This is a genomic window from Verrucosispora sp. WMMA2121, from assembly GCF_027460185.1.
Lineage (GTDB): Bacteria > Actinomycetota > Actinomycetes > Mycobacteriales > Micromonosporaceae > Micromonospora > Micromonospora palythoicola.
The window spans coordinates 2,176,445-2,199,794 of sequence record NZ_JAPZBH010000006.1; the positions used below are offsets into that span (position 1 = coordinate 2,176,445).

At 71.8% G+C, this 23,350-nt stretch carries 24 protein-coding genes; 15 read left to right on the top strand and 9 right to left on the bottom strand.

From position 1 onward, the window contains the following. Positions 1-4: 4 nt before the first annotated feature. From purL to purS, 3 genes are all read right to left on the bottom strand, one after another. Positions 5-2,815: a phosphoribosylformylglycinamidine synthase subunit PurL gene (purL, locus tag O7605_RS18905; RefSeq protein ID WP_269740400.1), complete on the bottom strand. Its 2,811-nt coding sequence runs from the start codon at positions 2,813-2,815 to the stop codon at positions 5-7. 67 nt (positions 2,816-2,882) lie between these two features. Then, complete coding sequence (gene purQ / locus O7605_RS18910) at positions 2,883-3,566, bottom strand: phosphoribosylformylglycinamidine synthase subunit PurQ (protein WP_269740401.1); 684 nt, start codon at positions 3,564-3,566, stop codon at positions 2,883-2,885. Beyond that, on the bottom strand, positions 3,563-3,826 hold the full coding sequence (gene purS / locus O7605_RS18915; RefSeq protein WP_210830351.1) for a phosphoribosylformylglycinamidine synthase subunit PurS: 264 nt from the start codon (positions 3,824-3,826) through the stop codon (positions 3,563-3,565). The genes purQ and purS overlap by 4 nt, the downstream gene beginning before the upstream one ends. Positions 3,827-4,219: 393 nt before the next feature. Here purS and O7605_RS18920 point away from each other — a divergent pair, with 393 nt between their 5' ends. The 3 genes from O7605_RS18920 (at position 4,220) to O7605_RS18930 (ending at position 6,663) form a co-directional block, all read left to right on the top strand. Then, positions 4,220-4,900, top strand: a complete 681-nt coding sequence (locus O7605_RS18920; RefSeq protein ID WP_269740402.1) for a S1 family peptidase — start codon at positions 4,220-4,222, stop codon at positions 4,898-4,900. Between the two features lie 25 nt (positions 4,901-4,925). After that, the gene (locus tag O7605_RS18925) at positions 4,926-5,489 is read left to right on the top strand and encodes a YbjQ family protein (protein WP_269740403.1); all 564 of its coding nucleotides are present in this window, start codon (positions 4,926-4,928) and stop codon (positions 5,487-5,489) included. A gap of 70 nt (positions 5,490-5,559) precedes the next feature. Further along, positions 5,560-6,663: an IS30 family transposase gene (locus O7605_RS18930; RefSeq protein WP_269737567.1), complete on the top strand. Its 1,104-nt coding sequence runs from the start codon at positions 5,560-5,562 to the stop codon at positions 6,661-6,663. 83 nt (positions 6,664-6,746) lie between these two features. Here the strand turns inward: O7605_RS18930 and purB are convergent, their stop codons facing one another. Next, positions 6,747-8,171, bottom strand: coding sequence for an adenylosuccinate lyase (gene purB, locus O7605_RS18935; RefSeq protein WP_269740404.1), 1,425 nt, complete (start codon positions 8,169-8,171; stop codon positions 6,747-6,749). A 90-nt stretch (positions 8,172-8,261) separates the two neighbouring features. Here purB and O7605_RS18940 point away from each other — a divergent pair, with 90 nt between their 5' ends. Both O7605_RS18940 and O7605_RS18945 read left to right on the top strand, forming a co-directional pair. Further along, complete coding sequence (locus O7605_RS18940; protein WP_269740405.1) at positions 8,262-8,471, top strand: type II toxin-antitoxin system VapB family antitoxin; 210 nt, start codon at positions 8,262-8,264, stop codon at positions 8,469-8,471. Next, positions 8,468-8,893, top strand: coding sequence for a PIN domain nuclease (locus O7605_RS18945; RefSeq protein WP_269740406.1), 426 nt, complete (start codon positions 8,468-8,470; stop codon positions 8,891-8,893). Before O7605_RS18940 ends, O7605_RS18945 begins: the two co-directional genes overlap by 4 nt. A gap of 20 nt (positions 8,894-8,913) precedes the next feature. On the opposite strand, the gene O7605_RS18950 is transcribed toward O7605_RS18945, so the two are convergent. Continuing rightward, entirely contained in the window at positions 8,914-9,141 is a 228-nt protein-coding gene (locus O7605_RS18950) for a hypothetical protein (protein WP_269740407.1), read from the bottom strand. Positions 9,142-9,239: 98 nt separating this feature from the next. Further along, positions 9,240-10,532: an acetyl-CoA C-acetyltransferase gene (locus tag O7605_RS18955; RefSeq protein ID WP_269740408.1), complete on the bottom strand. Its 1,293-nt coding sequence runs from the start codon at positions 10,530-10,532 to the stop codon at positions 9,240-9,242. A gap of 54 nt (positions 10,533-10,586) precedes the next feature. Between O7605_RS18955 and O7605_RS18960 the strand changes: the two genes are divergently transcribed. The 7 genes from O7605_RS18960 (at position 10,587) to O7605_RS18990 (ending at position 17,970) form a co-directional block, all read left to right on the top strand. Further along, the gene (locus tag O7605_RS18960; protein WP_269740409.1) at positions 10,587-11,960 is read left to right on the top strand and encodes a 3-oxoacyl-ACP reductase; all 1,374 of its coding nucleotides are present in this window, start codon (positions 10,587-10,589) and stop codon (positions 11,958-11,960) included. A 308-nt stretch (positions 11,961-12,268) separates the two neighbouring features. Continuing rightward, positions 12,269-13,114 (top strand): MaoC/PaaZ C-terminal domain-containing protein, encoded by an 846-nt coding sequence (locus O7605_RS18965; protein WP_269742684.1) that lies wholly within the window; start codon positions 12,269-12,271, stop codon positions 13,112-13,114. Between the two features lie 84 nt (positions 13,115-13,198). After that, positions 13,199-13,951 carry an NUDIX hydrolase gene (locus tag O7605_RS18970; protein ID WP_269740410.1) on the top strand — a complete coding sequence of 251 codons (753 nt, stop codon included), beginning with the start codon at positions 13,199-13,201 and terminating at the stop codon, positions 13,949-13,951. Then, positions 13,948-14,922 carry a serine/threonine protein kinase gene (locus tag O7605_RS18975; protein WP_269740411.1) on the top strand — a complete coding sequence of 325 codons (975 nt, stop codon included), beginning with the start codon at positions 13,948-13,950 and terminating at the stop codon, positions 14,920-14,922. The genes O7605_RS18970 and O7605_RS18975 overlap by 4 nt, the downstream gene beginning before the upstream one ends. Positions 14,923-14,932: 10 nt before the next feature. After that, positions 14,933-15,892 carry a hypothetical protein gene (locus O7605_RS18980; RefSeq protein ID WP_269740412.1) on the top strand — a complete coding sequence of 320 codons (960 nt, stop codon included), beginning with the start codon at positions 14,933-14,935 and terminating at the stop codon, positions 15,890-15,892. 119 nt (positions 15,893-16,011) lie between these two features. Next, the gene (locus O7605_RS18985) at positions 16,012-17,301 is read left to right on the top strand and encodes an adenylosuccinate synthetase (protein WP_269742685.1); all 1,290 of its coding nucleotides are present in this window, start codon (positions 16,012-16,014) and stop codon (positions 17,299-17,301) included. 54 nt (positions 17,302-17,355) lie between these two features. Further along, complete coding sequence (locus O7605_RS18990) at positions 17,356-17,970, top strand: DedA family protein (RefSeq protein ID WP_269740413.1); 615 nt, start codon at positions 17,356-17,358, stop codon at positions 17,968-17,970. A gap of 11 nt (positions 17,971-17,981) precedes the next feature. Here O7605_RS18990 and O7605_RS18995 read toward each other — a convergent pair whose 3' ends face one another. After that, positions 17,982-18,620 carry a TetR/AcrR family transcriptional regulator gene (locus O7605_RS18995; RefSeq protein WP_269740414.1) on the bottom strand — a complete coding sequence of 213 codons (639 nt, stop codon included), beginning with the start codon at positions 18,618-18,620 and terminating at the stop codon, positions 17,982-17,984. A 67-nt stretch (positions 18,621-18,687) separates the two neighbouring features. On the opposite strand from O7605_RS18995, the gene O7605_RS19000 reads away from it, so the two are divergent. Genes O7605_RS19000 through O7605_RS19010 form a run of 3 tightly spaced genes read left to right on the top strand, consistent with a single transcriptional unit; the run spans position 18,688 to position 21,920 of the window. Next, positions 18,688-19,140 carry an SCP2 sterol-binding domain-containing protein gene (locus tag O7605_RS19000; RefSeq protein WP_093403799.1) on the top strand — a complete coding sequence of 151 codons (453 nt, stop codon included), beginning with the start codon at positions 18,688-18,690 and terminating at the stop codon, positions 19,138-19,140. A gap of 1 nt (position 19,141) precedes the next feature. Further along, the gene (locus O7605_RS19005) at positions 19,142-20,356 is read left to right on the top strand and encodes an acyl-CoA dehydrogenase family protein (RefSeq protein ID WP_269740415.1); all 1,215 of its coding nucleotides are present in this window, start codon (positions 19,142-19,144) and stop codon (positions 20,354-20,356) included. A 1-nt stretch (position 20,357) separates the two neighbouring features. Next, positions 20,358-21,920: an AMP-binding protein gene (locus O7605_RS19010; protein WP_269740416.1), complete on the top strand. Its 1,563-nt coding sequence runs from the start codon at positions 20,358-20,360 to the stop codon at positions 21,918-21,920. A gap of 64 nt (positions 21,921-21,984) precedes the next feature. Here O7605_RS19010 and O7605_RS19015 read toward each other — a convergent pair whose 3' ends face one another. Together O7605_RS19015 and O7605_RS19020 are read right to left on the bottom strand one after the other, a co-directional pair. After that, entirely contained in the window at positions 21,985-22,488 is a 504-nt protein-coding gene (locus O7605_RS19015; protein ID WP_269740417.1) for a hypothetical protein, read from the bottom strand. 343 nt (positions 22,489-22,831) lie between these two features. Next, on the bottom strand, positions 22,832-23,338 hold the full coding sequence (locus O7605_RS19020) for a SigE family RNA polymerase sigma factor (protein ID WP_210822883.1): 507 nt from the start codon (positions 23,336-23,338) through the stop codon (positions 22,832-22,834). Between the last annotated feature and the right edge of the window lie 12 nt (positions 23,339-23,350).

The window sequence follows — 23,350 nt, forward strand, 5'->3', positions numbered from 1 at the left end:
CGCCTCAGCGCTCGTCGGGCGCGGGGGGCTGCTCGGTGTCACCGTGCTGCGGAGCGTCCGCCCCGGATGCCTCGTGGCTGCCCGCCGGGTCGGCCGGACCGGCGGCCTCGGCCGACGGCGCCGCGACGCGACCGGTACGCACCGGCGGGGTGGCCCGCTCGGCCGGTCGGTCGCCCGCCTCCTCGGTCGGGTCCACCGACGGCGCGGTCCCGGCCGACGCCGGTGCGGACTGAGCCTCGCCGTCGGTCTGCTCGGCCTGCTGCCGGCTGGTGGCCGGCTCCGAGGTCGGCTCAGCAGCGGTCGTCGCGCCGGGTGCTTCGGCCTGCGCCGCCGCGTCCTGGTCGACCCCGCCGGCCGGCGCGTCGATGACGACCTCGGCGACTGCCGGTGCGGTCACCTCGAACGGCTGCACGCCGCCGAACAGCGCCGGCAGGGTGCCGGTGTACGCCTCGCGCAGCTCGTCCAGGCTGATCCGGAACTGGCCGTGCACCTCCAGCGCGTCGGCGGTCGGGTCGGTGACGCCGATCAGCTCCCACGGCACGCCGTGCTCACCGCAGAGCGCGGTGAACGCCTTCTCGTGTCCGCGCGGCACCGAGACGAGCACCCGGCCGGCCGACTCGCTGAACAGGAAGACGAACGGCATCGAGGTGCCCTCGAAACGCTCCGGCACCGCGATCCGGGCCCCGACGCCGTGGCGCAGGCAGGACTCCACCAGGCTCTGCGCGAGACCACCGTCGGAGAGGTCGTGCGCGGAGCTGAGGTGACCGACCCGGGCCGCGTCGGCCAGCAGGCCGGCGAGCTGCTTCTCGCGGTCCAGGTCGACGTGCGGGGGTACGCCGCCGAGGTGCTGGTGGACGACCCAGGCCCACTCCGAGCCGGAGAGTTCCACGTGCGTCTCACCGAGCAGGAAGAGCTGGTCGTGGTCGGCACCGGCGCGCGGGACGAAGCCCGACGCCACCCGGTCGGCCACGTTCTCCAGCACGCCGAGCACGCCGACGACCGGCGTCGGGTGGATGGCCGCCGCCCCGGTCTGGTTGTAGAAGCTGACGTTGCCGCCGGTCACCGGGATGCCCAGCTCGGCGCAGCCGTCGGCCAGGCCGCGGACGGCCTCGGCGAACTGCCACATCACGCCCGGGTCCTCGGGCGAGCCGAAGTTCAGGCAGTCGGTGACCGCGATCGGTGTGGCGCCGGTCACCGCCACGTTCCGGTACGCCTCGGCCAACGCCAACTTGGCACCCTGGTACGGGTCGAGCCGGGCGTACCGGCCGTTGCCGTCCACGGACAGCGCCACGCCCAGCCCGGTGCGCTCGTCGATGCGGATCACACCCGAGTCCTCCGGCTGGGCGAGCACGGTGTTGCCCAGCACGTAGCGGTCGTACTGCTCGGTGACCCAGGTCTTGTCGCAGAGGTTGGGCGAGGCGATCATCCGCAGCACGGTCTCGCGCAGCGTGTCCGGGTCGCCCGGCCGGGGCAGCGTCTCGGCCCGGTCGGCCTGGAGCAGGATCAGGTCCGCCGGCTCGCGCATCGGCCGGGCGTAGACCGGCCCGTCGTCCACGAGCGAGCCCGGCGGCACGTCCACCACCAGGTGGTCCCGCCAGGTGATGTGCAGCCGGCCCGGCGAACCGTCCGGCTCGGGGGCGGTGACCTCGCCGATCGCGGTGGCCCAGACGCCCCACTTCTCGGCGGTCTTGAGCACCGCCTCCAGCTTCTCCGGCGCGACGACCAGCAGCATCCGCTCCTGGGACTCGCTGGCCAGGATCTCGTGCGGCTCCATCGACGGCTCGCGCAGCGGCACCCGCTCCAGCCATACCCGCATGCCGGTGCCGGCGGAGGCGGCCGTCTCGGTCAGGGCGCAGGTCAGGCCGGCACCGCCGAGGTCCTGGATACCGACGACCAGTTCGGCGTCGTACAGCTCCAGGCACGCCTCGATCAGCAGCTTCTCCATGAACGGGTCGCCCACCTGCACGGACGGGCGACGCTGCTCGCTGCCTTCGGTGAAGGTGGCGCTCGCCAGCACCGAGACGCCGCCGATGCCGTCCCGGCCGGTCTTGGCGCCCATCAGCACCACCACGTTGCCGGGACCGGTGGCTTCCTTCTTCTGCAGTCGGTCGACCGGCAGCACGCCCAGGCAGAGCGCGTTGACCAGGGGGTTGCCCTGATAGCAGGGGTCGAAGACCACCTCGCCACCGATGTTGGGCAGACCGAGGCAGTTGCCGTAGCCGCCGACCCCGGCGACCACGCCGGGGAGCACCCGGGCGGTGTCGGGGTGGTCCGCGGCGCCGAACCGCAGCGGGTCCATCACCGCCACCGGACGGGCGCCCATCGCCAGGATGTCGCGGACGATGCCGCCGACACCGGTCGCCGCGCCCTGGTACGGCTCGACGAAGCTCGGGTGGTTGTGCGACTCGACCTTGAAGGTCACCGCGAGTTCGTCGGAGATCCGCACGACCCCGGCGTTCTCCCCGATGCCGGCGAGCATCCGGTCGCTCGGCGGGGCCTTCTCGCCGAACTGCCGCAGATGCACCTTGCTGGACTTGTAGGAGCAGTGCTCGCTCCACATGATCGAGTACATCGCCAGCTCGGACTGGGTCGGCCGGCGACCCAGGATGTGCCGGATGCGGTCGTACTCGTCGTCGGCGAGCCCCAGCTCGGCGTACGGCTGAAGCTCCTCCGGGGTGCCCGCGGCGCGCGGCACGGTGTCCACCCCGTCCGCCCAGTCGGTGGCCGCCGGGACGGCGGCGTGCCGGGCCGGAGCGGCCGGCTGCGCCGGGACCGCCTCCGGGTTCTCCCGCACCGGGTCCGGGTGCGTGGTCATGACGTCTCCTTGTTGCGCTCGCCGCCCGACGGGCGGGTGAGCCGACCGATGATCCCGCCGCGCACGGTCACGCCGGCGCCCCCACCAGGTGCTTGAGCACCGAGGTGAAGAAGCCGAGACCGTCGAGGGAGGGGCCGGTGAGGGCCTCCACCGCGTGCTCGGGATGCGGCATGATGCCGACCACGTTGCCGGCCTGGTTGGTGATCGCGGCGATGTCGCGCTGCGATCCGTTGGGGTTGCCGCCGACGTAACGGGCGACGACCCGGCCCTCGGCCTCCAGCTGGTCCAACGTCGCCGGGTCGGCCACGTAGCAACCCTCGCCGTTCTTGACCGGGATCAACACCTCCTGGCCCGGCTGGAACGTGTTCGTCCAGGCGGTGGCGGTCGCCTCGATGCGCAGGATCTGGTCGCGGTTGCGGAAGTGCAGGTGCTGGTTGCGGGTGAGCGCCCCGGGCAGCAGGTGCGCCTCGCAGAGGATCTGGAAGCCGTTGCAGATGCCCAGCACGGGCAGGCCGCCGCCGGCGGCGTCGATGATCTTCTCCATCACCGGCGCGAACCGGGCGATGGCGCCGCAGCGCAGGTAGTCACCGTAGGAGAAGCCGCCCGGCAGGACGACCGCGTCCACCCCGTGCAGCTCCGCCTCGCCGTGCCAGAGACGGACCGGTTCGGCACCGGCGATCCGTACGGCCCGGGCGGCGTCCCCGTCGTCGAGCGAGCCGGGGAACGTCACCACGCCGATCCGGGCGGTCACGGTCGGGCTTCCGCGGGCTCGTCGGTCTCGACCAGGCGGACCGTGAAGTCCTCGATGACCGGGTTGGCGAGCAGCTTGTCGGCGATCTCCCGGGCCCGGTCCAGGTCCGGTTCACCGGTAAAGTCGATCTCGATCCGCCTGCCGATCCGTACCGAGGCGACGTCGTTGACGCCGAGCCGGGGCAGCGCGTTTGCGACGGCCTGGCCCTGAGGATCGAGGATCTCGGGCTTGAGCATGACGTCGACGACGACGCGAGGCACTGGGCACTCCTGACTGTGTACGCAGTTGGGTGCCGACCCACAACGGGCGAGCGCAGCCAGCCTACCTGGCAGATGCCGCGCCGGACGCACCGGCCGGAGGCCGCTGGAGCGCCGCTCGACCCCACCCGCACGGACCGATCGGGACCGATACGGGTTCGTTGCGATCCCGATACGGCTTCGTTGCCAGCGCCCGACGGGTCGCGAGTGGCCTGGCGCCGGGAAATCGAGCTGTTACATCACCTTGTTTCAATGAACCTCTTGTGAAACACCTCACCGAGCCCTACGGTACATCGTCAGACGTCAATGTAACGACGTCGCGGTGGCGGCTCACCCCCGTCCGTCACCGCAGGCCGGCCCGGTGAACCCGGGTCCTGGGAACCCCGAAGGAGTCCCATGCGCATCCGATCCCTGCTCGCGGTCCTCGCCACCGCCATGGCCGCGGTGATGGGCGCCAGTTCAGGCGCCGTCGCCTCACCCGTCGCTCCCCTCATCATCGGTGGCGGCACCGTCTCCTCGGCGCCGTGGGCCGCCGCGGTCTTCAGCAACGGCTCGTTCACCTGCTCCGGCACGATCATCGCCCCGCAGTGGGTCCTCACCGCACGGCACTGCCTCGGCGGCTCGATGTCGGTCCGGGTGGGCAGCGTCTACCGCTCCTCCGGTGGTGTCACCCGCACGGTAAGCGCCACCTACGGCCGGTACGACCTGGCCCTGATGCGCCTGTCCAGCTCGGTGAGCACCAGCTACGTCACGCTGGCCTCGAGCAACCCGCCGGTCAACTCGACCAACTCGATCTACGGCTGGGGCATGACCTGCTACAGCGGCTGCTCGGCGTCGAGCCAGCTCAAGACCGCGAGCGTCCGGGTCACCAGCACGAACGTGAGTGACGCGTACGGCGGGCAGGCGATCCGGAGCACCCGGATCAACGGCAACGCCTGGCGTGGCGACTCGGGCGGACCGCAGTTCTACAACGGCCAGCAGGTCGGGGTGGCCTCCACCGCTGACGGCCAGAGCATCCAGAACTACGGCAGCGTCGCGTACAACCGTGCCTGGATCCGGTCCGTTTCCGGCGTCTGACGCGTTAGCGCCCGTGGCGGCGCGGATGGTGGGCCCTGCGCCTGCCGTCCGCGCCGCGCGGTTTTTCAGCATCCGAGCAGGTGAACAAGGCTCACGATGTGCCGCACCCGGGCCTGCCAGCATCGGAATCGTGCTGGTCGTGACGACGGATCAACTTCCCGGCTACGAGATCCGCCAGATCCTCGGCGAGGTGGTCTCCTCCATGGCCAGGACCCGTAACCCGTACCGCGAAGGGGTGAAGAACCTGCGCGGTGGCGCGTACGACCCGATGGCGCCGGACAACCTCACCCGCTGGCGTACCGACTCGGTGGCCCGCCTCGGCGAGGAGGCCCGGCGGCTCGGCGCGAACGCGGTGGTGGGGATGCGATTCGACAGTCGCGACTGCGGCGAGATGTGGATGGAGATCTGCGCCTACGGCACCGCCGTCATCGTGGTCCCCAAGGTCCCCGACGTGATGCCCCCCGACCAGCCCCTGGTTGCTGCCGAGACGGCCCAGGAACCAGCCTTCGCCGAGGAACCCGGCAAGATCGCCGAGCCCCCCAGCGCCCCCACCCTCGGCACCGCCCCCGAAACCCCCACCCGCGACTGACCCCACCCACCTTCAGTCGCGTTGATCATGAAGTTGTTGCCACCCGGTCCGGGGCGGATTCTAGGGTTCAGTGCAACTGATCTTGGTTGTGCTGGAGGTGTTGGTGGCCAGGCCGGGTGTGGTGACGTTCGGGCATCGGCAGGTGTTGGAGCATTTGTGGGGGTCGGGGCGAACGATCTCGCAGATCGCGGGGCTGTTAGGCGTGCCGGTGTGCACGGTGTCGCGGGAGGTCGCGCGGTATCACAGTGCGCGGCACGGGACGAAGAATCCGCTCGGGCGGTCGTTGCCGCCCGGGCGGGCTCGTCGGCCGTATCGGTGGGGGTATCAGGCGCAGTGGGCGCAGCGGCGGGCTGACGCGGCTCGGCGGCGGCCGCAGGCGTCGAAGCTTCGGCCGGGCACGCGGCTGCGGCACACGGTGGCGGGGAAACTGGCGCGTAGGTGGTCTCCGAAGCAGATCGCCGCGTGGTTGCGGGCCACGTACGCCGACCGTCCGGAGTCACAGGTGTCCCACGAGACGATCTACCAGGCGATCTACGTGCAGTCGCGGGGCAACCTGCGCGCGGAGTTGGGTCGGCAGGTGGCGCTGCGTTCGGGTCGTACCCAGCGGCGCCCGCAGTCACGCGCCGCGGGTGCCGCCCGTCGCCGGCGGCCCTGGATCGGGGATCTGCACATCAGCACCCGGCCCGCGGAGGCCGCTGACCGGGCCGTGCCCGGGCACTGGGAAGGTGACCTGGTCATCGGCAAGGCCGGCGCCTCGGCGATCGTGACCCTGGTCGAACGCAGCACCCGCTACGTGATGCTCGGCGCCCTACCCAACGGCCGTGACAGCGAAGCCGTCATCGCCGTGCTCACCACCCTGGCCACCCGGATGCCGGCACACCTGCGCCGGTCACTGACCTGGGACCAAGGCACCGAGATGGCCACCCACCCGAGATTCACCGTCGCCACCGGCTGCCCGGTCTACTTCTGCGACCCCCACAGCCCCTGGCAACGCGGCAGCAACGAAAACACCAACGGCCTACTGCGCCAGTACTTCCCCAAAAGCAGCTACGACTTCCGCACCATCGACCAGACCGGCCTGGACGAGGTCGCCCACGAACTCAACACCCGACCCCGCGAAACGCTGGACTGGGACACCCCAGCCCAACGCCTCGCGCACCTCATCGCTCCCTAACGATTGCACTCACCCCTTGACCCCAAGCGGCGTGGCGCGACAACAACTTCATGATCAACGAGAGATGTCCCCGGGGCGCCGAGTCAGAGGATGGGGGGTGGGGAGTAGGTGGCGGCTTGGGGGTGGGCTTCGACGATCTTGGTGATTCTGGCGGTGACCGCCTGGATCTGGGTGGGGGTGGCGCCGACGAAGGCGGCGCGGTCGGCCACCAGGGCGTCGATCTCGGGGCGGGACAGGCCCAGGCGAGGGTCGGCGGCCAGGCGGTCGAAGAGGTCGTTATCGGGGGTGCCCTGCTCGCGCATGGCCAGGGCGACCGCGACCGCGTGCTCCTTGATCGCTTCGTGGGCGGTCTCCCGGCCGACGCCCCGACGGACGGCGGCCACCAGGATCTTGGTGGTGGCCAGGAACGGCAGGAACCGCTCCAGCTCGCGGTTGATCACCGCCGGGTACGCGCCGAACTCGTCGAGCACGGTCAGGAACGTCTGGAACAGCCCGTCGGCGGCGAAGAAGGCGTCCGGCAGGGCCACCCGGCGCACCACCGAGCAGGAGACGTCACCCTCGTTCCACTGGTCACCGGCCAACTCGCCGACCATCGACAGGTAGCCCCGGATGATCACCGCGAAGCCGTTGACCCGCTCCGACGAGCGGGTGTTCATCTTGTGCGGCATCGCGCTGGAACCGACCTGGCCGGGCTTGAAGCCCTCGGTGGCCAGCTCCTGACCGACCATCAACCGGATCGTGGTGGCCAGCGACGACGGTGCCGCGGCCACCTGAGCCAGCGCGGAGAGCACGTCGAAGTCGAGCGAGCGCGGGTAGACCTGCCCGACGCTGCCCAGCACCCGACTGAAGCCGAGGTGCTCGGCGACCCGGTGCTCCAGCTCGGCCACCTTCGCCGCGTCGCCGTCGAAGAGATCCAGCTGGTCGGCGGCGGTGCCCACCGGCCCCTTGATCCCCCGCAACGGGTACCGGACGATCAGGTCCTCCAGCCGCTCGTACGTGATCAGCAGCTCCTCGGCGGCCGACGCGAAGCGCTTGCCCAGCGTGGTGGCCTGCGCCGCCACGTTGTGCGACCGGCCGGCCATCACCACGTCGGCGTACTCGTGGGCGTGCCAGGCGAGCCGGGCCAGCGTCGCCACCACCCGGTCCCGGATCAGCTCCAGCGAGCGGCGCACCTGGAGCTGCTCGACGTTCTCGGTGAGATCCCGGGAGGTCATCCCCTTGTGCACGTGCTCGTGCCCGGCGAGCGCGCTGAACTCCTCGATCCGGGCCTTCACGTCGTGCCGGGTGACCCGCTCCCGCGCCGCGATCGAGGCCAGGTCGACATCGTCGAGCACCCGCTCGTACGCCTCGACCACCCCGTCCGGCACCGGCACACCCAGATCCCGTTGCGCCCGCAGCACGGCCAGCCAGAGCCGCCGTTCCAGCCGGACCTTCTCCTCCGGCGACCAGAGAGTGACCAGCTCGGGCGAGGCGTACCGATTGGCAAGCACGTTCGGAATCATCGTCACCCCGCCATTCTCGCGTCATCGCGGCTCAGCTACCCGAGCGGGTCCAGCCGGATATACTGGCTCCGCAAGTCGTATATAGGGGGGCGCTCGATGACCAAGATCCTGGTGGACGTCGACGACGAGGCGCTGGCCGACGCCGCCGCCGCGTTCGGCACCAAGACCAAGAAGGACACCGTCAACGTCGCCCTTCGGGAAGCGGCGGCGCGGTTGCGCCGCGCCCGGGCGCTCGCCGAGCTGAGCGACCGGGCCCAGGCGGGCGATTTCGACGAGCTGTTGGAGAAGACGACCTACCGGCCATGAGCTACGCCGAATATCTCGTCGACACCAGCGCGCTCGTCCGGCTGCTGCGGGATCCGACCGTACGGGATCGCTGGGAGCAGCCACTCGTCGCCGGCCTGCTCGCCGTCTGCCCGCTGGTCGAGTTGGAATTCCTCTACTCCGCCCGCTCGGCCAGCGACCGCGCCCGACTGACGGAGCTGCTCCGTACCGTGTTCGGTTGGGTGCCGGTGTCGGAACGGGGCTACGAACGGGCGGCCGAGATCCAGAGCGAGTTGACCGACCGGGGCACCCACCGCTCAGCCGGAGCAGTCGACCTGCTGATCGCCGCAACCGCCGAATATCACGGGCTGTCCCTGCTGCACTACGACCGCGACTTCGACCAGATCGCGAACGTGACCGGCCAGCCGATGCGATGGTTGGCCCCCGTCGGCAGCATCAAGTAGTCCGCCGATCTGTGTTCAGGTCACCATCCGCGGAGAGCCAACGGTTCCTCGCGCGTGATGGCCGCCAAGGCATCACCGACGTAGTCGACCAGGTCGGGCGGCAGCGCCGAAGCCTGCACCCAACAGAGTTCACTGCACTTGTCGGGCTCTGCGATGAACGGCTCACCGCGCCAGCGGGCCACCGAGAAGAACAGGTGAAAGTACTCGCGGTCCGCAGGGTCCTCCGGGGCGGAATGCATCAGCAGCACAAGGCGACAGCTCTGCTGGGCGGGCGAGCACCGACGCCCGTCCCACCACCCAGCGGCGGGACGGCCGATCCGGAGCAGACGGACCGGCGTCCGGTGGGTCAGCGTTCCAGGATGGCGGTTACGCCCTGGCCGCCGGCGGCGCAGATGGAGATGAGGCCGCGTCCGGTGCCCTTTTCGGCGAGCAGTTTGGCCAGGGTGGCGACGATCCGGCCGCCGGTGGCGGCGAACGGGTGACCGGCGGCCAGCGACGAGCCGTTGACGTTCAGCTTGTCGGTGTCGATGGGGCCGAGCGGGGCGTCCAGGCCGAGGCGGTCCTTGCAGAACTCCGGTGACTCCCAGGCCGCCAGGGTCGCCAGCACCTGCGAGGCGAACGCCTCGTGGATCTCGTAGTAGTCGAAGTCCTGGAGGGTGAGCCCGGCCCGGTCGAGCAGCCGGGGCACCGCGTACGCGGGCGCCATCAGCAGCCCCTCGTCGCCGTGCACGAAGTCCACCGCGCCCGTCTCGGACCAGGAGAACCAGGCCAGCACGGGCAGGTTGTGCTCGCGCGCCCAGTCCTCACTGGCCAGCAGGACGGTGGAGGCGCCGTCGGTCAGCGGCGAGGAGTTGCCGGCGGTCATGGTGGCCCGTTCGGCGTCCGGCCCCTTGGCGCCGAAGACCGGCCGCAGCGTGCCCAGCTTCTCCAGGGTGGTGTCCGGGCGGAGGTTCGCATCGCGGGTCAGCCCCAGGTAGGGGGTCATCAGGTCGTCGAAGAAGCCCTTGTCGTACGCGGCGGCCAGCCGCTGGTGCGACCGCAGCGCCAACTCGTCCTGCGCCTGCCGGTCGACGTTCCAGCGCAGCGCGGTCTGCGCGGCGTGCTCACCCATGGACAGGCCGGTACGCGGCTCGGCGTTGCGGGGGATCTCCGGCTGGAACGGCTGGGCCGGGCGCAGCTTCGCCGCGATCCGCAGCCGCTCGCCGAGGGTGCGGGCGGAGTTGAGCTTGAGCAGCGTGCGGCGCATGTCCTCGTTCACCGCGAGCGGCGCGTCGGAGGTGGTGTCGACGCCACCGGCGATGCCGACGTCGAGCTGGCCGAGGGCGATCTTGTTGGCGACCAGGATGACGGCCTCCAGCCCGGTGCCGCAGGCCTGCTGGATGTCGTACGCCGGGGTGCGCGGGTCGAGCTTCGAGCCGAGCACCACCTCGCGGGTGAGGTTGAAGTCCTTCGAGTGCTTGAGCACCGCACCGGCGACGACCTCGCCGACCCGCTGCCCGGCCAGACCGAACCGGGCGATCAGCCCGTCCAGCGCGGCACCGAGCATGTCGGAGTTGGAGGCGCTGGCGTAGCGCGAGTTGGACCGGGCGAACGGGATCCGGTTGCCGCCGATGACCGCGACCCGTCGAACGTTCTGCACGATCCGCCTCCTCGAAAGTGTTGCCCACACCCTACTCACCAGTAGGCTACGCCTATGACCGACAGGTATGCGAGCTTCGTCCAGTCGGGGGCCGGGCGGGCGCTGGTCAAGCGCCTCGGGCTGCCCGATCCGCCGCGACTGCGCCGGCACGCACCCGGCGAGCCGATTCTGCCCGGGCTGGTCCTGCTCGGTGCGGCCACCGGCGGGCGGCTCGCCGAACCGGTCGGCAAGGCCCTGGCCGCCGCCGGGCTCGCGCTGCGCGACCCGGCCACCGCCGTGCCCGATCCGGCAACCGGTCGTACGCCGGAAAGTGCCGCCCTCGTCTTCGACGCTACCGGCATCACCGAGTCGTCCCAACTGCGCCAGCTCTACGACTTCTTCCACCCCCAGGCCCGGGCGGTGCAGCCCAGCGGCCGGGTGATCGTGCTGGGCACCCCGCCGGCCGAGTGCGGCACGCCCCGTGAGGCGACCGCCCAACGGGCCCTGGAGGGGTTGACCCGCAGCATCGGCAAGGAGTTCGGCCGGGGCATCACCGCACAGCTGGTGTACGTCACGCGCAACGCCGACGAGGGGACCTGGACCAGCCTGGAGGGGACTCTGCGGTTCCTGCTGTCGGGCCGTTCCGCGTACGTGTCGGGACAGGTGATCCGGGTCGGCGCGGGCCAGGCCACCCCTCCGGCCGACTGGGACCGCCCACTCGACGGGCAGGTGGTGCTGGTCACCGGTGCGGCCCGGGGCATCGGTGCGGCGCTGGCCCGGGTGCTGGCCCGCGACGGGGCGACCGTGGTGGCACTGGACATCCCCGCCGCCGGGGACGAGTTGGCCGCGGTGGCCAACGAGATCGGCGGCAGTGCGGTGCAGCTCGACCTGACCGCCGCCGACGCACCGGTCCGGCTCGCCGAGCACCTGGCCAACCGGCACGGCCGGGTGGACGTGGTGGTGCACAACGCCGGCATCACCCGGGACAAGACCCTCGGCCGGATGGACGCCGACCGGTGGGACCAGGTCATCGACGTCAACCTGTCCAGCCAGGAGCGGATCAACGACCTGCTGCTGGAGCGCGGGTTGATCCCGGCCGGCGGGCGGATCATCGGTGTCTCCTCGATCGCCGGGATCGCCGGCAACCGGGGCCAGACCAACTACGCCACCAGCAAGGCCGGGGTCGTCGGGCTGGTCGACTCGCTCGCCCCGGCGTTGCGCGAGCGGCAGATCAGCGTCAACGCGGTCGCGCCCGGATTCATCGAGACCCGGCTGACCGCCCGGATCCCGCTGGTGCTGCGGGAGGCCGGCCGCCGGATGAACAGCCTCTCGCAGGGCGGGTTGCCGGTGGACGTCGCCGAGACCATCGGCTGGCTCGCCTGGCCGGCCTCCGGTGCGGTCAGCGGCAACGTGGTCCGGGTCTGCGGCCAGAGCCTGCTGGGGGCGTGATGGCCAGGCGTAGACGTGGCGACGAGCCGGCCGACGACCTGTCGGTCGGCGAACTGATCGACGGGCCGACCGAGATCCTGACCCCGGCGATCCGGGCCGCCGCCCTCGCCGCACCGGCCGGCGACGCGGACCTGGAGAAGACCCGCGACCTGTCCGGGCACGCTCCGGCCAGCGGTGGCGACGCACCGACCGTCTCACCGACGGCGGATCCGGCGGCGTCGACGTCCGCCGGCGCGCGCCCGACCGGCACCAGCGGCGGCGTCCCGACCGGCCGGACGGCGAGCGGGGATCCGGCGGCGCGGGCCCGGGTGGAGTTGCCCCGGTTGCCGGCGGCCGGGCCGTTGTACCGGCGGGCGTTGCTGCACGCGCTGCCAGGGCTGGGTGGGCGGCGCGGTGAGACGGTGCCGGCGGTGGAACTGGCGGTGAATGGCGTGCCGGTGGATCCGGCGCGGCTGGCCGACTACGACCGGGTCTGCGGGTTCCGCCTCGCCGACCGGCTGCCCGCGACCTTTCCGCACGTCATGGGCTTTCCGCTGGCGCTGCGTCTGATCACCGCTCCGGAGTTCCCGATCCCGCTGACCGCAGTGGTGCACGTCGGTAACCGGATCACGGTGCGCCGACCGGTCACCGTCACCGACCGGCTGGACTTCACCACCTGGGCGGAGAATCTGCGTCCGCACGACCGGGGGCGGCAGGTGGACGTCGTACTCGTCGGGTCGGTCGGTGGCGAGGAGGTGTGGCGCGGCGTCTCGACGTACCTCGGCCGGCAGCGCACCCCGGACGGCGGTGAGCGGCGCGACCACGGTGAGCGGCCCCCACCGCCGGCCGCCACCGCCCGCTGGCCTGTCACGCCCCGGGTGGGTACGGACTACGCGCGGGTCTCCGGCGACCACAACCCGATCCACACCTCGCGGCTGGGCGCGCGGCTGCTCGGCTTCCCCCGACCGATCGCGCACGGCATGTGGAGCAAGGCCCGGTGTCTCGCGGCACTGGAGAGCCGGCTGCCCGACGCGTACACGGTGGACGTGGCGTTCAAGCTGCCGGTGCTGCTGCCCGGCGTGGTGGCCTTCAGCGCCACCCCGCTCGATTCGGGCTGGGATTTCAGCCTGCACGACCGACGGGGTCGCCCACACCTGGTGGGCACCATCCGCTGAGCGGGGCCGGGCACTTGCCCGGCCCCGTCTTTTCCGCTAGGTTCTTCTCAAGTCGAGATGTTCTCTGATTGAGAGTGACCGAGCGTGAACGAGCAGGATTTCCTCGCCGCCTACGACCCACACGCCTACCCGGCGGTCGCGGTCACCGTCGACATCGTCGCCCTGACCATCCGCGACGGCGCTCTGCACCTGCTGCTGATTCGCCGGGGCGAGCAGCCGCACGCCGGCCTCTGGGCCCTTCCCGGCGGTTTCGTCCGGCCGGACGAGGACCTGGTGGCCGCCGCCCGGCGGGAGCTGGCCGAGGAGACCGGTCTCGACGGCGAGCCCCTCCGTCGCGTCCACGTCGAGCAGTTGGCCTCCTACGGCGCGCCCGACCGCGACCCCCGGATGCGGATCGTCTCGATCGCCCATCTCGCCTTCGCGCCCGACCTGCCGGACGCGACGGCCGGCACCGACGCCGACGAGGCGGTCTGGGTGCCGGTCGCCGAGCTGACCAACCGGCAGCTCGCCTTCGACCACGGCCAGATCGTCGCCGACGGGTTGGAGCGGGCGCGCGCCAAACTGGAATACACCCCGCTGGCCACCCGCTTCCTCGCCCCCGAGTTCACCATCGGGGAGCTGCGGGCCGTCTACGAGACGGTCTGGGGGCACCAGCTGCACGCCGGCAACTTCCACCGCAAGGTGCTCTCGGTGCCGGGCTTCGTGGAGAGCACCGGCGCCAGCACCGAACGCGGCGGCACCCGGGGCGGCCCGCGGGCCCGGCTCTACCGGGCCGGAGACGCACGGCTGCTGCACCCGGCGCTGCTGCGGCCGGCGCGCGAGGAGACGGTGCGATGACCACCGACGAGGCGATCCGCCTGGTGACCACCGCCCGTGACGACGACGAACTGTTCGGTGGCGACGCGCCGGAGCGGCGCTACCGGGAACTCGTCGGCGCGCTGCACCCGGACCGGCTCGGCTGGGCCGGTCCGGGGATCCGGGCCGCTGCCACCGCCGCCTTTCTCCGGGTCACCAGCCGCTGGCGGGCCCGGCGGGTCACCGTGTTGCACGGTTACCGGTGCGGGCGTCCCGCGTACTCCGGCGACCTCGCCGACCTGTACGACGTCGGTGCGGACCGGCTGCTCAAGTTGCCGCGCGACGCGGCCGACAACGACCTGATGGTGCGCGAGCAACGCGCCCTGCGCACGCTCGCCGAACGGGGTGACCCGCGCTGGCTGCCGTACGTCCCCCGGCTGGTCGACAGCCTCACCCACCGCGACGCCGACACCGGTGCGGAACGCCGGATCTCCGTGCTCGGCACCGCGCCCGGGCTGCACAGCCTGGTCGAGGTGCGGCGCGCCTATCCGGACGGGCTGGACGGCCGGGACGTGGCGTGGATGTGGCGGCGGCTCCTGGTCGCCCTCGGCCTGGCCCACCGCGCGGGTCTGGTGCACGGTGCGGTGCTGCCGTCACACGTGCTGATCGACCCCGCCGCCCACGGCCTGGTGCTGGTCGACTGGTGCTTCTCCACCGTGCCGGGCGGCCGGGTGCCCGCGATGGTGCCGGACCACGACACCTGGTACCCGCCCGAGGTGCCCGACCGTGGCCCGTGCGGGCCCGGCACCGACATCTTCATGGCCACCCGCTGCATGACCTGGCTGCTGAACCGCGACGCCCCACGTCGGCTGCTCGACTTCGCCCGGGGCTGCCGGCAACGGTTCCTGCGGGCCCGCCCCGACGACGCCTGGCTGCTGCTGCGCGAACTCGACGAGGTGCTGCACCACCTCTACGGGCCGCGCACCTTCCGTCCCTTCACCCTCAACCCCTAAGGAGGCTGCCATGGGCAGCGGAGCTTGGTCCACCGATGTGTACGACGCCGCCGACCGCTACCGCCGGGCCACCGGCACCAGCGCCTTCTCCTACAGCGACAGCGGGGCCCGGGTGGTGCACCCCGCGCTGGACCCGCGCGGCGCGGTCCGGGAGAGCCGGGACAGCGCGGAACACCCGCGGTCGACCCCCGTCGCCGTCCTGTTCGACGTGACCGGCTCGATGGGGCACGTGCCCCGCGTCCTCCAGGCCAAGCTGCCGCAGTTGCTCGGGCTGCTGCTGCGCCAGGGCTACGCCCGCGACCCACAGATCATGTTCGGCGCGATCGGCGACGCCACCTGTGACCGGGTGCCGTTGCAGGTGGGGCAGTTCGAGTCCGACAACCGGATGGACGACGACCTCGGTCGGATCGTGCTGGAGGGTGGCGGCGGCGGCCAGATGCGGGAGTCGTACGAGCTGGCGCTGTACTTCATGGCCCGGCACACGGTCACCGACAGCTGGGAGAAGCGGGGCCGGCGCGGCTACCTGTTCGTCATCGGCGACGAACTGGCGTACCCGCGGGTGAAGTCGGGCGAGGTGGCTCGACTCATCGGCGACGACCTGCGCGAGGACGTGCCGATGCGGCAGATCGTCGACGAGGTCACCCGCCGCTGGGACACCTACTACCTGCTGCCCGCCGGCAGCCACTACTCCGGCAACCGCCGGGTGCTCGACTTCTGGCGCGACCTGCTCGGCCAACAGGCTCTGGAACTGGACGACCTGGCCGCGGTCTGCGAGACCATCGCGCTCACCGTCGGTCTCGGCGAGCAGGCGATCGACCTCGACCAGGGCCTGCGGGACCTGGACCGGGCCGGCTCGTCCGCCACCGGCACGGTGTCGAAGGCGCTCGCCCGGTTGGGCGGGAGATCGCGGGCCGAGGTGTCGGAGCTGCCGACCGGTCGGACCACCGGTCGCGGAGTGGTCCGGCTGTGACCCGGACGGCGGCGGGTGTGGTCCCGGGCGGCACGGTGACCGGCGAGCCGGCGGACGCCGTGGCGGGTCGGTGGTCGACGGGCGGGTCGGCGGCGAGGGGGCCGCGCGACCAGCACGTGATCGTGGTCGACCTCGGGTACGGCGACGCGGGGAAGGGCACCGTCGTGGACTGGCTCTGCGCGACCCGGCCGGTACGGACGGTGGTGCGGTTCAACGGGGGTGCGCAGGCGGCACACAACGTCGTGCTGCGCGACGGCCGGCACCACACGTTCGCCCAGTTCGGCGCGGGCACCTTCCGGCCCGGGGTACGCACCCACCTGTCCCGGCACGTGGTGGTGGACCCGCTGGCCTTGGCCGCCGAGGCGGACCACCTCGCCGCCGTCGGGGTGCCCGACGCGCTCGACCGACTGACCGTGGCCGGTGCGGCGCTGCTGGCCACCCCGTACCACCGGGCCGCCAACCGGGCCCGGGAACTGGCCCGTGGAGCCGACCGGCACGGTTCCTGCGGGCTGGGGGTGGGCGAGGCCGTCGCGTACGGTCTCGCCCACCCCGACCAGGCACCCCGGGTGGCGGACTGCCGCAACCCCGAGTTGCTGCGCCGCCGGCTGACCGTGCTGCGGGACCGGCTCAGCGCCGAACTCGGCCCGCTGGACGCCCCGCCGGTCGCCGACTGCCTGCCCGCGTACCGGGCCTTCGCCGAGCGGGTGGAAATCGTGGACCGGAGCTGGCTCGTCGCGGAGCTGCGCGCCGGCACCTGCGTGTTCGAGGGCGCGCAGGGAGTGCTGCTGGACGAGTGGCACGGCTTCCACCCGTACACCACATGGAGCACCACCACCGCCGCCAACGCGGAGGCGCTGCTGGCCGAGGCGGGGCTGGCCGGATCGGCGACCCGGCTGGGCGTGCTACGCACGGTCACCACCCGGCACGGGCCGGGCCCGCTGGTGACCGAGGATCCGGCGCTCGGATTGACCGATCCGCACAACCCGACGAACCCGTGGCAGGGCCGTTTCCGGTTCGGCCACTTCGACGCGGTCGCCCACGCGTACGCCCTGGCGGTCGCCGGTGGGGTCGACGGCTTGGCGCTGACCCACCTGGATCTCGTTGGTCAGGGTCTCGACCTGCGGATCTGCCACCGCTACACCGACCCGGACGGGCTGGCGCCCGGCCCACCCGGCGACCTCGACCGGCAGGCGGCGCTCACCACCCGCCTGCTGCGGGCCAGACCGGTGTACGACGCTCCGTCGCCGGTCGACTGGCCCACGGCGGTCGAGCAGGCGCTGGGCGTACCCGTGGTGCTCACCTCCCACGGGCCCACCGCCGAGGACAAGGCGGTTCGGCTCGACGCCAGCCATGCGGTACGCGGCACGGTCGTCCGGTCGACGGCGGCAACGGGTGGAAGGCCCCATTAGCGGTGATCCGTCCGTCCCGGCCCGGTGCCTCCGCCCGGCAGCGAGCATGTAGCCATGGAGGCCGCGCTCGACCTGCTCCGGCACACGCTCACCTCGCCGTGGGTGTATCTGCTGCTGTTCGGGCTCACCGCTGTCGACGCGGTCCTCCCGCTGGTGCCGGCCGAGGCGGCGGTCATCACCGCCACCGTCCTCGCCACCGGCGGCGAGCCGAACCTGGTGGTGGTGTTCGTGGCGACCATGCTCGGTGCCGTGCTCGGCGACCACGTCTCCTACGCCATCGGGCGCGGCGGCGGCTCGCGTCGGCTGGATCGCTCCCCCGAGAACAGCCGACGCCGGGCCGGATCGCAGTGGGCCCGGCGGGCGGTGTGCCGGCACGGCGGCGTCATCCTGACCTCCGCCCGGTACCTGCCCGGCGGGCGGACGGCGGTCACCCTGACCATGGGGGCGGTGCGCTACCCACTGCGCCCGTTCCTGCTCTACGACCTGATCGGCGGCGGCACGTGGGCGCTATACTGCGTGCTGCTCGGCCTCGTCGGCGGGCTGGCCTTCGAGCGTGAACCGATCTACGGGATCCTGGCCGGCATCGGCCTGTCGGTCGCGGTCACGTTGCTGGTGCAACTGGCACGCGGGCTGCGCCGCCGGGCCCACCACCGGGCCGCCCGGCACTGAGGCCCGGCCGGTCAGGCCACGGGCGGACGCCAGGTCAGGCCGTGCAGCAGTTGCCCGGCGCCGAGCCAGGCGACGTTCATCATCTGGGTGGCGGTCTTCTCCGGGTCGGCCTCCGGATGGTCGGCCAGCCAGTCGGCCAGTGACTCGCTCGCACCGACCAGCGCGTACGCGACCACCTCCAGCTCGGTGTCGGCCACCTCGCGCCCCTCGGCGCGCAGCGCGTGGTCGAGCATCCCGGCGACCACCTCCACCAGCCGGGCCCGCATGACGGTCAGCTCACGCGCGAAGGGCTGCTCGGCGCGGGCCTGCCGGTAGAGCACCGCCCAGCCGTCCCGGTGCGCGCCGACGAAGCCGAGGAACGCCCGTAGTCCGCGCCAGAGTCGCTCGTCGGCGGGCAGGTCGGGGGCGGCGGCTCCGGCGATGGCCTCCACCATCCGGGTGCCCTCACGGTGCAGGCAGGCGACGAAGAGTTCCTCCTTGGTGCCCAGGTACGCGTACACCATGGGCTTGGAGATGCCCGCCACCTCGGCGATCTCGTCCATGCTGGCGCCGTGGTACCCGCGCCGGGAGAAGATCCGTACCGCGGAGTCGAGCATCTGCTGCTGCCGTACGGCGCGCGGGAGGCGCTTGAAGGCGGGACCGGTGGACACCTTGCGAGCATACCTACTCGTGCGTAAGGTTACGCACGAGTAGCCACTGTCCGAGAGGTGCCTTCCCATGACTGACTTCGACCCGGCCAACTTCGCGAACGTCGGCCCGAAGGAGTTCGCCCAGCTCGTCAAGAACACCCCGGAGAGCAAGCTGGCCGAGGTGATGTCCGGTGACCTGCGCGGCAAGATCCTCGGTGAGGTCTTCGGGCGGATGCCGCAGCTGTTCCGCGCCGACCGGGCCGGCTCCACCAACGCGGTCATCCACTGGAACATCACCGGCGCCCCGGACGGCGGCACCGACACCTACGAGGTGGTCATCGCCGACGGCACCTGCACGGTCAACGAGACCCCGCAGCACGACCCCCGGCTCAGCCTGACCATGGGCCCGGTCGAGTTCCTGAAGATCGTCTCCGGCGGCGCCAACCCGGTCATGATGTTCATGACCGGCAAGCTCAAGGCAAAGGGTGACCTGGGCCTGGCCGCCAACATCGCGAACCTCTTCGACATCCCCAAGGCCTGACATGGCCGAGTTCTCGCTCGACCTGAACGAGGAACAGCGGGATCTACGGGACTGGGTGCACGGCTTCGCCAGCGAGGTCGTGCGCCCAGCCGCGGCCGAGTGGGACGCCCGAGAGGAGACCCCCTGGCCGATCATCCAGGAGGCGGCGAAGGTCGGGCTCTACGGCTTCGAGTTCCTCGCCACCTGCTGGGCCGATCCCACCGGGCTGTCGCTGCCGATCGCCAGCGAGGAACTGTTCTGGGGCGACGCCGGGATCGGGCTGAGCATCTTCGGCACCTCGCTCGCGGTCGCCGCCATCTACGGCGCCGGCACCCCGGACCAACTCGTCGAATGGGTGCCGCAGTGCTTCGGCGACGCCGACTCCCCGGCCGTCGCCGCCTTCTGCAGCTCGGAGCCGGAGGCCGGTTCGGACGTCGCCGCCATGCGTACCCGGGCGACCTACGACGAGGCCACCGACGAGTGGGTGCTGCGCGGGCAGAAGGCGTACGCCACCAACGGCGGGATCGCCGGGGTGCATGTGGTGACCGCCTCCGTCGAGCCGGAACTGGGCTCGCGGGGACAGGCCGCGTTCGTCGTACCACCGGGCACCGCCGGTCTCTCCGCCACCCGCAAGCTGCGCAAGCTCGGCCTGCGCGCCTCGCACACGGCCGACGTCTTCCTCGACGACGTCCGGGTACCGGGCCGGTGCCTGCTCGGCGGCAAGGAGGCGTTGGCGGAACGCCTGGCCCGCGCCCGCTCCGGGCAACGCGCCTCCGGCCAGGCTGCGATGCGTACGTTCGAGCTGTCCCGACCCACCGTCGGCGCGCAGGCGCTCGGCGTGGCCCGGGCCGCCTACGAGTACGCCCTGGCGTACGCGAAGGAACGCGTGCAGTTCGGTCGCCCGATCATCACCAACCAGGCGGTCGCGTTCGCGCTGGCCGACATGCGGATGGAGATCGACGCCGCCCGGCTGCTGGTCTGGCGGGCCTCCTGGATGGGCCGGAACAACCGGCCGTTCACCGCCGGTGAGGGCTCGATGTCCAAGCTCAAGGCCGGCGAGGTGGCCGTCTCGGTGACCGAGAAGGCGGTCCAACTGCTCGGTGGTGCCGGCTTCCTCCGGGACCACCCGGTCGAGCGCTGGTACCGGGACGCCAAGATCTACACCATCTTCGAGGGCACCTCGGAGATCCAGCGGCTGGTCATCTCCCGGGCGATCTCCGGGATGCCGATCCGCTGACATGGATCTGCCGTTCATCGTCACCACGCTGACCCGGCGGGGACTGCTCGCCCCGGGTCGTCCGATCCGCGTCGCGTCGCAGCTCAGCGCGCTACGCAAGTGGGGTTGGAGCCTCGCCGGTGAACTGCGCCAGGCGGCGGCCCGGGACCCGGGCCGGGTCGCCGTCATCGACGAGCAGGGCACCGAGCTGACGTACGCCGAACTGCTCGACCGGTCCACACGGCTCGCCCGGGCGCTGCGCGCCGCGCTCGGCGTCCAGGCCGGCGACCGGATCGCCGTGCTCGGTCGCAACCACCCGGGGCTGATCGAGACCATCGTCGCCGCCACGCTGCTGGGCGCCGACGCGGTGCTGGTCAACACCGGTCTCTCAGCGGCGCAACTGGCCACCGTGGCGCAGGAGCAGCGACTGCGGATCCTGGTGCACGACGACGAGTTCACCGAGCGGACCCTTGGGTTGCCGGCGGACCTGCACCGTCTCGATGAGCAGGCCCGCAACGAACTGATCGACACCGCGCTTCCCGGCGAACTGCGCCCGCCCGAGCGGGACGGCCGGATCATCGTGCTCACCTCCGGCACCACCGGTGCACCCCGGGGCGCCCGCCGGCCCACCCCGAACGGCTTCGGCCCGCTGGTCTCCATCATCGACCGGATCCCGCTGCACGTCCGCGACCGGGTGCTGATCGCCGCCCCGATCTTCCACACCTGGGGGTACGCGGCCCTACAGGTCTGCTTCGCCCTGCGGGCCACGATCGTGCTGCACCGACGCTTCGACCCGGCCGCCACCCTCGACGCCCTGGTGCGGCACCGCTGTCAGGCGCTGTTCGCGGTGCCGGTGATGCTGCAGCGACTGATGGAGTTGCCGCCGCCGGAGCGCCGGCCACCGCTGAAGGTGGTCGCGGTGAGCGGCTCGGCGCTGCCCGGCGGGCTGCCGGCGGCGTTCATGGACGCCTACGGCGACGTGCTCTACAACCTCTACGGGTCGACCGAGGCTTCCTGGGCCTCCATCGCCACCCCCGCCGACCTGCGCCGGGCACCCACCACCGCGGGCAGACCGCCGCACGGAACCCGGCTGGAGATCGTCGATGACGACGGCAAGCCGGTGGCCGCCGGTCGGGTCGGGCGGATCCTCGTCGGCAACGAGATGCTCTTCGAGGGTTACACCTCGGGTGCCGACCGGGCTCGGCACGACGGCCTGCTGGACACCGGCGATCTGGGCCGGGTCAACACCGACGGACTGCTCTTCGTGGACGGCCGCGCCGACGACATGATCGTCTCCGGCGGGGAGAACGTCTTTCCCGCCGAGGTGGAACAGCTGCTCACCCAGCTCCCCCAGGTGCGGGAGGCCGCCGTCATCGGCGTACCCGACCCCGACTACGGCCAGCGGCTCGCCGCCTTCCTCGCCCTGTACCCCGGCGAAACCCTCGACGCCGAGGCGGTCCGCGAGTACGTCCGGCACTACCTGGCCCGCTTCTCGGTGCCCCGCGACGTCGTCTTCGTCAGGTACCTGCCCCGCAACGCCACCGGCAAGGTGCTCACCCGCGAACTACGCCGCTACTACGCCTGAACGCCGCCAGCAGAACGCCGAGCCCTCAGCTGCCGACGGTTGCTGGTGGATCGAGTCGGTGGGTTCACGGGTAGAGGGTCAGACCAGGTGTGCGGGCAATGGTCACGAGCTGGTCCGCTGTCAGCAGCGGCTCGTCTGCGGTCAGCGTCGTCTCGACCTGGTTACCGATTACCTCGTGGTGCAGGTTGTTTGTCATGATCTGCACCGAGGTCCCGTCTGGCCTGCTCAGCAGCGCCCAAAGCTGCCGGCCGTCAGCCATGAACTCGTCCACCCGAACCACTGCCGTCGCGCCGTCCGGGTAGTCCTTGGATTCGCAGCTGAGCTCGTCCGGACCGCCGCTGCAGAGTTCGGCCATGGCCTCGTCGGTGCCGGTCGCGAACACCCGCAGCTGAAAGAAGCCGGAGTCACCGTCGGCGCGCCGCATCGAGCCATCGACCGTGTACCACCGGTAGCTGGGGTGGTACACGAACTGGGGCTCGGTGCAGGTTGGCTGCGCCGGCTCCAGGCGTACGCCCGGCGGCAGCGCACTGCCCAGCATCGCGCGGAACACGCCGGTCAGCCGGACCACCGCCTCCTCGGGCGACTCGGTAGGACGGGCACGGACGGTGTCGTGCGACTGTGTCGGTGGTTGCGGGCCAGTAGGCTTCGGGCTCACACCTGTGCAGAGCGCGGGTGCCGAGCCCGTAGGCAAGCCCGGCGGGGCTGCGAAGCCGACCGGACCGGAAGCGGCCCCATGGCGGGCCAGCACGTTCGGCATTACCAGGACAGCGGCGGCAACAGCAGCGGTTGCGGTGGCCGCAATTGTCCAGCTCCGGTGACGCCTACGGTGAACCTCGGCCTCAATCAACCGGTCCACCGAGATCCTGCTCGGTGGCGGCGCGACCACGGCAGAGCGCATCTGTCGGGACAACTCATCCATGCGTGGGTACCTCCTTGTCGCCGACAAGCCGCCCGCGCAGGGTCTCGATGGCCCGGGCAGCCTGGCTCTTCACTGTTCCGGTGGTACAGCCGAGTTCTTGGGCGGTCTCCTCCACCGAGAGGTCGCAGAAGTAGCGGAGCACCAGGACCGCCCGGCGACGCGGCGGCAACTCGGCGAGTAGAGCGAGGATGGCCAGCCGGTCCGCAGTACCCTCGACGGCCGGGATGACCGCCCGGTCGGGTACCTCGGACCAGGAGGTTTCCCGACGCCATGGCCGGCGGCGTTCGTCCAGCCAGACCCGCAGCAGGGTACGCCGCACGTACGCGTCGGGATTGTCCATCGCGGACACCCGTCGCCAGTGCCGCAGCAGCTTGACCAACGCCGTCGACACCAGGTCGTCGGCGGTGTGCCAGTCACCGCAGAGCAGGTACGCGGTACGCCGCAGCGGATCCAGCCGCGCCGCGACGTACTCGCGGTAACCCTCGTAGTCCACCGGCAACCCCGGTCACCT

Bases quoted from the DNA above. Each gene is read 5' to 3' on its own strand.
- O7605_RS18925 (WP_269740403.1), top strand. From the start codon at position 4,926: ATGGTGGGCCCTGCGCCTGCCGTCCGCGCCGCGCGGTTTTTCAGCATC.
- O7605_RS18990 (WP_269740413.1), top strand. From the start codon at position 17,356: ATGGAGGCCGCGCTCGACCTGCTCCGGCACACGCTCACCTCGCCGTGG.
- purL (WP_269740400.1), bottom strand. From the start codon at position 2,815: ATGACCACGCACCCGGACCCGGTGCGGGAGAACCCGGAGGCGGTCCCG.
- O7605_RS19010 (WP_269740416.1), top strand. From the start codon at position 20,358: ATGGATCTGCCGTTCATCGTCACCACGCTGACCCGGCGGGGACTGCTC.
- O7605_RS18945 (WP_269740406.1), top strand. From the start codon at position 8,468: ATGAGCTACGCCGAATATCTCGTCGACACCAGCGCGCTCGTCCGGCTG.
- O7605_RS19000 (WP_093403799.1), top strand. From the start codon at position 18,688: ATGACTGACTTCGACCCGGCCAACTTCGCGAACGTCGGCCCGAAGGAG.
- O7605_RS18975 (WP_269740411.1), top strand. From the start codon at position 13,948: ATGACCACCGACGAGGCGATCCGCCTGGTGACCACCGCCCGTGACGAC.
- O7605_RS18960 (WP_269740409.1), top strand. From the start codon at position 10,587: ATGACCGACAGGTATGCGAGCTTCGTCCAGTCGGGGGCCGGGCGGGCG.
- O7605_RS18920 (WP_269740402.1), top strand. From the start codon at position 4,220: ATGCGCATCCGATCCCTGCTCGCGGTCCTCGCCACCGCCATGGCCGCG.
- O7605_RS19005 (WP_269740415.1), top strand. From the start codon at position 19,142: ATGGCCGAGTTCTCGCTCGACCTGAACGAGGAACAGCGGGATCTACGG.
- O7605_RS18940 (WP_269740405.1), top strand. From the start codon at position 8,262: ATGACCAAGATCCTGGTGGACGTCGACGACGAGGCGCTGGCCGACGCC.
- O7605_RS18980 (WP_269740412.1), top strand. From the start codon at position 14,933: ATGGGCAGCGGAGCTTGGTCCACCGATGTGTACGACGCCGCCGACCGC.